Below are 7862 nucleotides of genomic sequence, written 5' to 3' on the forward strand. Positions count from 1 at the left end.
TAGGATACCGCTCCCATGTCCAGATTCTTCATCGACCGGCCGGTCTTCGCCTGGGTCATCGCCATCGTCATCATGATGGCGGGCGCCCTGGCGATCCTGCGGCTGCCCGTCGAGCAATATCCGAAGATCGCGCCGCCGACGGTGTCGATCACCGCCAGCTATCCCGGCGCCTCGGCCAAGACGCTGGAGGACACGGTCACCCAGGTCATCGAACAGAAGATGACCGGGCTCGACCATTTCCGCTACATGTCCTCCAACAGCGACTCCTCCGGCAACGTCACCATCACCCTGACCTTCGAGCCGGAGGCCAACCCCGACATCGCCCAGGTCCAGGTCCAGAACAAGCTGCAGCTTGCCACGCCCCTGCTGCCGCAGGAGGTCCAGCAGCGCGGCATCCAGGTGTCGAAGGCCGGCAACGACTTCCTGCTGGTGGTCGGTTTCGTGTCCAGCGACGGGCGCCTCAGCCAGGGCGACATCGCCGACTACGTCACCTCCAACCTTCAGGACACGTTGAGCCGCGTCGAAGGCGTTGGCGACATCACCGTCTTCGGGCCGCAGCATGCCATGCGCATCTGGCTCGACCCCGACGCGCTGAACAACTTCGCGCTGACCACCACCGACGTCTCCAACGCGATCAAGACCCAGAACGCCCAGGTCTCCGCCGGCCAGCTCGGCGGCGCCCCGGCGGTCCAGGGCCAGCAGATCAACGCCACCATCAGCGCCCAGTCGCGGCTCCAGACGCCGGAGCAGTTCGGCGCCATCCTGCTGCGCGTGAACCCCGACGGGTCGCAGGTGCGGCTGCGCGATGTGGCGCGGATCGAGATCGGGTCGGAGACCTACGAGATCAACGCCGCCTACAACGGCAAGCCGGCGGCCGGCGTCGGCATCAAGCTGGCGACCGGGGCCAACGCGCTGAACACCGCCGCCGCGGTCAAGGCGCGGGTGGCGGAACTCCAGCCCTTCTTCCCGTCCGGCATCGAGGTCATCTACCCCTACGACACGACGCCCTTCGTCCAGCTGTCGATCCACGAGGTGATCAAGACGCTGTTCGAGGCCATCGTGCTCGTCTTCGTCGTGATGTACCTGTTCCTCCAGAATTTCCGCGCGACGCTGATCCCGACCATCGCGGTGCCGGTGGTGCTGCTCGGCACCTTCGGCGTGATGTCGGCCTTCGGCTTCTCCATCAACGTGCTGACGATGTTCGGCATGGTGCTGGCGATCGGCCTGCTGGTGGACGACGCCATCGTCGTCGTCGAGAATGTCGAGCGCGTGATGGGCGAGGAGGGGCTTCCCCCGCGCGAGGCGACGCGCAAGTCGATGGACCAGATCACCGGCGCGCTGGTCGGCATCGCGCTGGTCCTGTCGGCGGTGTTCGTGCCGATGGCCTTCTTCGGCGGGTCGGCCGGCGCCATCTACCGCCAGTTCTCGCTGACCATCGTGTCGGCGATGGCGCTGTCGGTGCTGGTCGCGCTGGTCCTGACCCCGGCGCTCTGCGCCACGATCCTGAAGCCGGCCGCCAGCCATGGCGAGGGGCACGGCCATGCCCGCGGCGGCTTCTTCGGCCTGTTCAACCGCGGCTTCGACGCCGGCAGCCGGGTCTATGTCAGTGGCGTGCGCGGGGCGGTGAACCGGCTGGGCCGCTACTTCATCGCCTATGCCCTGATCCTGGGCGGACTGGGCTACCTGTTCGTGCAGATGCCGTCCTCCTTCCTGCCGACGGAGGACCGCGGCCAGCTGTTCGTGCTGTGGTCGGCCCCGCCGAACGCCAGCTCCCAGCGCACGGCCGAGACCGCCAAGGCCGTCACCGCCTACATGCTGGAAAAGGAGAAGGACAGCGTCGAGGGTCTGTTCACCATTGTCGGCTTCAACTTCTCCGGCCGTGGCCAGAATGCCGGCATGGCCTTCGTCCGCCTGAAGGACTGGAGCGAGCGCACCCAGGCGTCGCAGAAGCCGCAGGCCATCGCCGGCCGGGTGATGGGGGCGATGTCGAAGCTGAAGGACGCGGTGGTGTTCTCCTTCCTGCCGCCGTCGGTTCCCGGCCTCGGCAACGCGACCGGCTTCGACCTTCAGCTGGTCGACCGCGGCGGGCTCGGCCATGACCGGCTGATGCAGGCCCGCAACCAGCTGCTGGGTGCGGCGGCGCAGAACCCCAAGCTGGTCGGCGTCCGTCCCAACGGGCTGGAGGACACCCCGCAGTTCAAGCTGGACATCGACCGCGAGAAGGCGAGCGCGCTCGGCCTGTCGCTCAGCGACATCAACACGACGCTGTCGGCGGCCTGGGGTTCGTCCTACGTCAACGACTTCATCGACCAGGGCCGGGTGAAGAAGGTATATCTCCAGGCCGACGCGCCCTACCGCATGCAGCCCAGCGACATTGACCGCTGGTATGTGCGCAACGCCAGCGGCCAGATGGTCCCCTTCTCCGCCTTCACCACGGCGCAGTGGATCTACGGCTCGCCGAAGCTGGAGCGCTACAACGGCTCCTCGTCGCTGAACATCCAGGGATCGCCCGCACCGGGCATCAGCTCGGGCGAGGCGATGTCCGAGATGGAGGCGATGATGCGGAAGCTGCCGCCTGGGATCGGCTACGAGTGGACCGGCCTGTCCTACGAGGAGCGGCTCAGCGGCTCGCAGGCACCGGCGCTCTACGCCCTGTCGATGATCATCGTCTTCCTCTGTCTGGCCGCACTCTATGAGAGCTGGTCGGTGCCGATGTCGGTCATCCTGGTGGTGCCGCTGGGCGTCATCGGCGCCGTCATCGCCGCGACGTTGCGCGGCCTGCCGAGCGACGTCTATTTCCAGGTCGGGCTGCTGACCACCATCGGCCTGTCGGCGAAGAACGCCATCCTGATCGTGGAGTTCGCCAAGGCGCTCTACGATCAGGGCATGGAGCTGAAGGAAGCGGCGGCGGAGGCCTGCCGTCAGCGTCTTCGCCCCATCATCATGACCTCGATGGCCTTCATCCTCGGTGTGCTGCCGCTGGCGATCAGCACCGGCGCGGGGTCGGAAAGCCAGAACGCCATCGGTGTCGGCGTGATGGGTGGCATGATCTCCGCCACCGTGCTGGCGATCCTGTTCGTGCCCGTGTTCTTCGTCGCCGTCTACCGCCTGTTCGTCCGCCGGCGGCCAGGGCATGGGACCATGCCGCAGCCGGCTGCGGGGGACTGAGGCGCGAGTGCTCTCCCCCGAGAAATCTCCCTCTCCCCACGGGGAGAGGGTCGGGGTGAGAGGAATGCAAGGCATGGATTTTCCGAGAGAACGCGGAGTGCGCGATGCTTGAAGATCCTGGCTTTGCTCCCCCCTCACCCTAACCCTCTCCCCGGGGGGGAGAGGGGATCTTCCCCTCCGTCAGCAGGGTGTCGAGCACATCGACCAGATGGTCGATGCGGTAGGGCTTCGGCAGCACCATCACACCGGTGGCGCGGGCGACCTCCTCGCTGTAGCCGGTCGCCAGCACGACAGGCAGGTCCGGCCTCAGCTTCTGCGCCGTGCGGGCCAGATCGACCCCGCTCATGCTGCCGGGCATCACCACGTCGCTGAACAGCAGATCGAAGGCGCCGGCCTCCAGCAGGGGCAGCGCCTCGTCGGCCGTGCCGGCGCGGGTGATGGTGAAGCCGGCATCCTCCAGCGCCGTCGCCACCGTCAGCGCCACGATGGGATCGTCCTCCACCACCAGCACATGGCCGCCGATGCGGCTGGCGCCGGCCTCCGCCACCACTGGTTCGGCCGCTGTCCCCGGCGGCATGGCGCCGGACCGGCGGATCAGCAGGCCGATGGTGGTGCCCCGCCCCTCCTCGCTGTCGATCCAGGCGGTGCCGCCGGAATGGCGGGCGAAGCCGTAGACCTGCGAAAGACCCAGCCCGCTGCCCTTGCCGATCTCCTTGGTGGTGAAGAAGGGATCGAAGGCGCGCGTCCGCACTTCGGCCGGCATGCCGGTTCCGGTGTCGCTCACCGTCAGCCGCACGAACTCGCCCGACAGCCCCTCCGGTTCTCCCTGCGTCAGGGTCACGTTCGCCGCCCGGATCGTCAGCACCCCTCCCTCCGGCATCGCATCGCGCGCGTTGACCACGAGGTTCAGCAGCGCCAGCTCCAGCTGCGTCGCATCGACCTCCACCGGCCACAGCCCGGTGGCGAAGTCGACCTCCAGCCGGATGTCGGCGCGCAGAGCCCGGTTCAGCAGCTCCGACATGCCGAGGATCCGGTCGCGCAGATCGACCGTTTCCGGCCGCAGCGCCTGCCGGCGGGCGAAGGCCATCAGCTGCTGCACCAGCTTGGCGCCGCGATCGACCGCCTGCCGGCCGGCATCGACCAGCGGCTGAATGCGCGTCCCCTCGGCCCGCTTCTCGATCATGTGCAGACAGCCCGACAGCGCCTGGAGCAGGTTGTTGAAGTCGTGGGCGACGCCGCCGGTCATCTGGCCCAGCGCCTCGGTCTTCTGCGTCTGCAACAGGGCGACCTGGACCCGTTCGCGCTCCGCCACCTCCTCGGCGACGCGGGCCTCCAGCGTGGCGTTGAGCTGTTGCAGTTCCTCCTCCGCCCGCTTGGCCTCGGTGACGTCGCTGCCCTCGACGAACAGGCCGCTGACCCGCCCGTCCTCATCCTTGATCGGCTGGTAGACGAAGGTGAGGAAGCGCTCCTCCAGCGGCTCGCCCGGCCGGCGCTGGAAACTGATCGGCATGCTGCGCCCGACGAAGGTCTCGCCGCTGGCATAGACGCGGTCGAGCAGTTCAAAGAAGCCCTGTCCCTCCACCTCCGGCAAGGCGTCCCGCGCCGGGCGGTCCACCAGATCCCGGCGTCCGACCAGCTGGATGTAGGTGTCGTTCGCGAGTTCGAAGACATGATCCGGTCCGCGCAGCACGCACATGAAGCCGGGCGCCTGCCGGAACAGGGTGCGCAGCCGCTCCCCCTCCGCCGCGAGCCGGGCGTTGGCCGCCTCCACCGCGGCGCGCTCGCGGATCAGCGCCTTGTTGGCCGCCCGCAATGCCGCCTCGGCGAGCGCGCGCTCCACCGCCGCCCAGGTCCGCTCAGCCACATCCTCCGCCAGGGCGGCGTCGGTATCGGTCCAATGGCGTGCCTTGGTCTCGTGCAGATAGAGGATCGCCGTCAGTTGCCCCGCCTTCAGCAACGGCACGACCAGCAGCGAGCGCGCGCCGCTGCCGGTGACGGCCTCTGCCGGCTCCTTGCCGCTGGTGCGCGGATCGGTGGTGACGTCGTCGACGCGCAGCGTGTATCCCGCCCGCAGCTCCGCGATCAGCGCCGGGCCGAAGCTGTCGAGCAGCCGGGTCTGCCCGGCGAGGCTCTCCACGCCGCTGTCGCTCCAGTCGCGCTCGATCGAGATCATGCTGCCGGTCGGGTCGGTGCGGCCATAGCCAGCCCGCGCCACGCCGAGATGACGGCCGATCGCCTCGGCGGCGGCGGCGGTGATGCCGACCGGATCGTTCAGCCCGCGCAGCCGTTCCGCCAGATCGAGCTGGAAGGTCAGCCGCCGTTCGGCCAGCACGCGGGCGGTGTTCTCGGTGCAGGCGCAGAACATGCCGGCCACCCGGTCGGTCTCGTCGCGAACCGGGCTGTAGGAGAAGGTGAAATAAGTCTCCTCCCGATAGCCGTGCCGTTGCATCACCAGCAGCCGGTCCTCATGGTAGGTCGCCTCGCCGGCCAACGCCCGCACCGCCAGGGGGGCCAGATCCTCCCAGATGTCGGCCCACACCTCGGCGAAGGGGCGTCCCAGCGCCTCCGGCTTGTCGCCCAGGATCGGGCGGTAGCTGTCATTGTAGAGGAAGGTCAGCTCCGGACCCCAAACCGCGAACATCGGAAAGCTGGAGGTCAGCATCAGGTTGACGATGGTGCGCAGCGACTGCGGCCAGTCTTCCGGCCGGCCGAGTGGGGTCGCCGACCAGTCCATCGCCCGCATCCGTGCGCCCATCTCCCCGCCGCCGGTGAAGATGTCCGGACCGCCCCAGAGGTCATTCCCGGTACCGTCGGGCGCGCGGCGGGAAACAGCGGATTGCCGCAGCTTTGCGGCGTCCTGCCAAACCGGATCGGTCATCGTGTCACCGACATTGCGACTGCGTGGGCGCCCTGCCGATACCGTGCAGTCCGATAAAAGATAGGGGCTTTGAAGCAGATCATGGCGCGAGAATAGGCAATCGCAAGATGGGTGGCAATCAGCGGCCTCTAGCCATTTGGGAGTAGTTTTCTTGCTTCCTCATGCCGACGCGACCGTCGCGATCCTGTCGATGTTTTCGAGATCATCGCAGCCGGCAGCCGTTTCTTGTTCTGTGCGGAAGATCGGCCTGGGAACCGTTCATTTTGTACCGCTTTTTTTCGGAGAGTGCCCGTGGGTCCGTTTCAGTTGTCCGCCATATTGCTGTCCCTGGCGGCCGTCTCCGGTTTCGTCAATTACAGGTGGCTGAAGCTGCCCGGCACCATCTCGTTGTTCTTCCAGGGGCTGGCTCTGGCCCTGCTGGTCAGCGGCGTCGATGCGGTGAGCGCCGGCCTGGGGGTGGGCGACTGGCTGCGGCGTCTGATCGACCAGATCAGTCTGCCGGTGATCCTGCTCGACGGCATCCTCAGTCTGCTGCTCTACACCGCCGCAGTGAATGAGGATCTGTGCGCCCTGCTGAAGCGGAAATGGACGGTTCTGGCGCTGGCCACCGTGGGTGTGCTGCTGTTCACCGGCCTGATGGGGGTGGGTCTGCACGTCCTCTTCGGTCTGGTTGGGATCAAGGTGCCGTTGATCTGGTGCCTGGTGCTGGGCGCCGCCATTGCGCCGACCGATCCGGTGGCGGTGCACGGCATCCTGGGGCGGCTGCCGGTTCCGGACACGCTGCGCTCGGTGATCTCCGGCGAAAGCCTGTTCAACGACGGCGCCGGGGTGGTGCTCTTCGTCACCCTGCTCCATCTGGCGACCGGCAGCGGACAGGACCTGACGGTGGGGGAGGCGGCGCTGGATTTCCTGAAGGAGGCATTCGGCGGTGCGGCTCTGGGCTTCGTCTGTGGCTGGATTGCCTATCAGGCGAAGCGGCGGGTCGACGAGAGCGTGGTGGAGTTGACCATCTCGCTGGCCCTCGTGCTGGGTACCTATTCTCTGGCCAGCCGGCTCGGCCTGTCGGGTCCCATCGCCGTGGTGGTGGCCGGTCTGCTGATTGGCTCCACGACCGAACGGCATGTCCGCAGCGACGGGAGCCGTCGCGACCTGCGCGTGGTCTGGACGATGATCGACGCCGTGCTGAATTCGGTGCTGTTCCTGCTGGTCGGGCTGGAGGCGACGGTGGTCATCTCCTGGACGGGGCCGGCTTTGCTTGCCGCGGCGTTGGCGGTTCCCCTGGCCCTGGCGGCGCGGCTGCTCAGCCTGACCCCGGCCCTGCTGATGCATATGGGGCGCACCGGCAAGACCAGTGCGCTGGTCGTCCTGACCTGGGCGGGCCTGCGTGGCGGCGTTGCGGTGGCCCTGGTGCTGTCGCTGCCGCCCAGCCCCTACCGTGATCCCATCCTGGCGGTCTGCTATGTCGCCGTCGCCTTCAGCATCCTGGTGCAGGGCCTGACGCTGGAAGCCATCGGCCGGCGGCTTTACGGCGGCTCCCAGGACCGCTGATACCCATCGCACACCCATCCACGCAAGGCAGCCGCGCAGGCCCCGGCGTGGAACCGGCAGCACCGCGACCATACCTTGTAAGGCAACCGATGGCCGCCAGCCGGCCCCACCCCGCCGCTGTTATGGACCGCGCGATGATCCCGTTTTCCGTTCTCGACCTCAGCCCGATCACCCAAGGGGCGACCGCCGCCGACAGCTTCCGCAACACGCTCGATCTCGCGCGCCATGCGGAGCGCTGGGGCTACAAGCGCTATTGGCTGGCCGAGCA

General features: G+C 67.9%; 4 protein-coding genes (1 of these 4 only partly in view). 3 read left to right on the forward strand and 1 reads right to left on the reverse strand.

All coding sequences use genetic code 11. The features are described 5' to 3' along the window. Positions 1-15 precede the first annotated feature (15 nt). A complete protein-coding gene (locus E6C72_RS28730; protein ID WP_109443575.1) occupies positions 16-3168 on the forward strand; it encodes an efflux RND transporter permease subunit in 3153 nt (1050 codons plus the stop codon). Between the two features lie 139 nt (positions 3169-3307). Here E6C72_RS28730 and E6C72_RS28735 read toward each other — a convergent pair whose 3' ends face one another. Beyond that, positions 3308-6046 carry an ATP-binding protein gene (locus tag E6C72_RS28735; protein ID WP_109443576.1) on the reverse strand — a complete coding sequence of 913 codons (2739 nt, stop codon included), beginning with the start codon at positions 6044-6046 and terminating at the stop codon, positions 3308-3310. A 306-nt stretch (positions 6047-6352) separates the two neighbouring features. Here E6C72_RS28735 and E6C72_RS28740 point away from each other — a divergent pair, with 306 nt between their 5' ends. After that, positions 6353-7594, forward strand: coding sequence for a sodium:proton antiporter (locus E6C72_RS28740; protein ID WP_247876003.1), 1242 nt, complete (start codon positions 6353-6355; stop codon positions 7592-7594). 134 nt (positions 7595-7728) lie between these two features. Beyond that, positions 7729-7862 carry the beginning of an LLM class flavin-dependent oxidoreductase gene (locus tag E6C72_RS28745; protein ID WP_109443578.1) on the forward strand. 865 nt of this gene lie beyond the right edge of the window, so the window shows 134 of its 999 coding nt (coding positions 1-134); it begins with the start codon at positions 7729-7731; the stop codon falls past the right edge of the window.

Source organism: Azospirillum sp. TSH100 (assembly GCF_004923295.1).
Taxonomy (GTDB): Bacteria; Pseudomonadota; Alphaproteobacteria; order Azospirillales; family Azospirillaceae; genus Azospirillum.

Bases quoted from the DNA above. Each gene is read 5' to 3' on its own strand.
- E6C72_RS28730 (WP_109443575.1), top strand. From the start codon at position 16: ATGTCCAGATTCTTCATCGACCGGCCGGTCTTCGCCTGGGTCATCGCC.
- E6C72_RS28735 (WP_109443576.1), bottom strand. From the start codon at position 6,046: ATGACCGATCCGGTTTGGCAGGACGCCGCAAAGCTGCGGCAATCCGCT.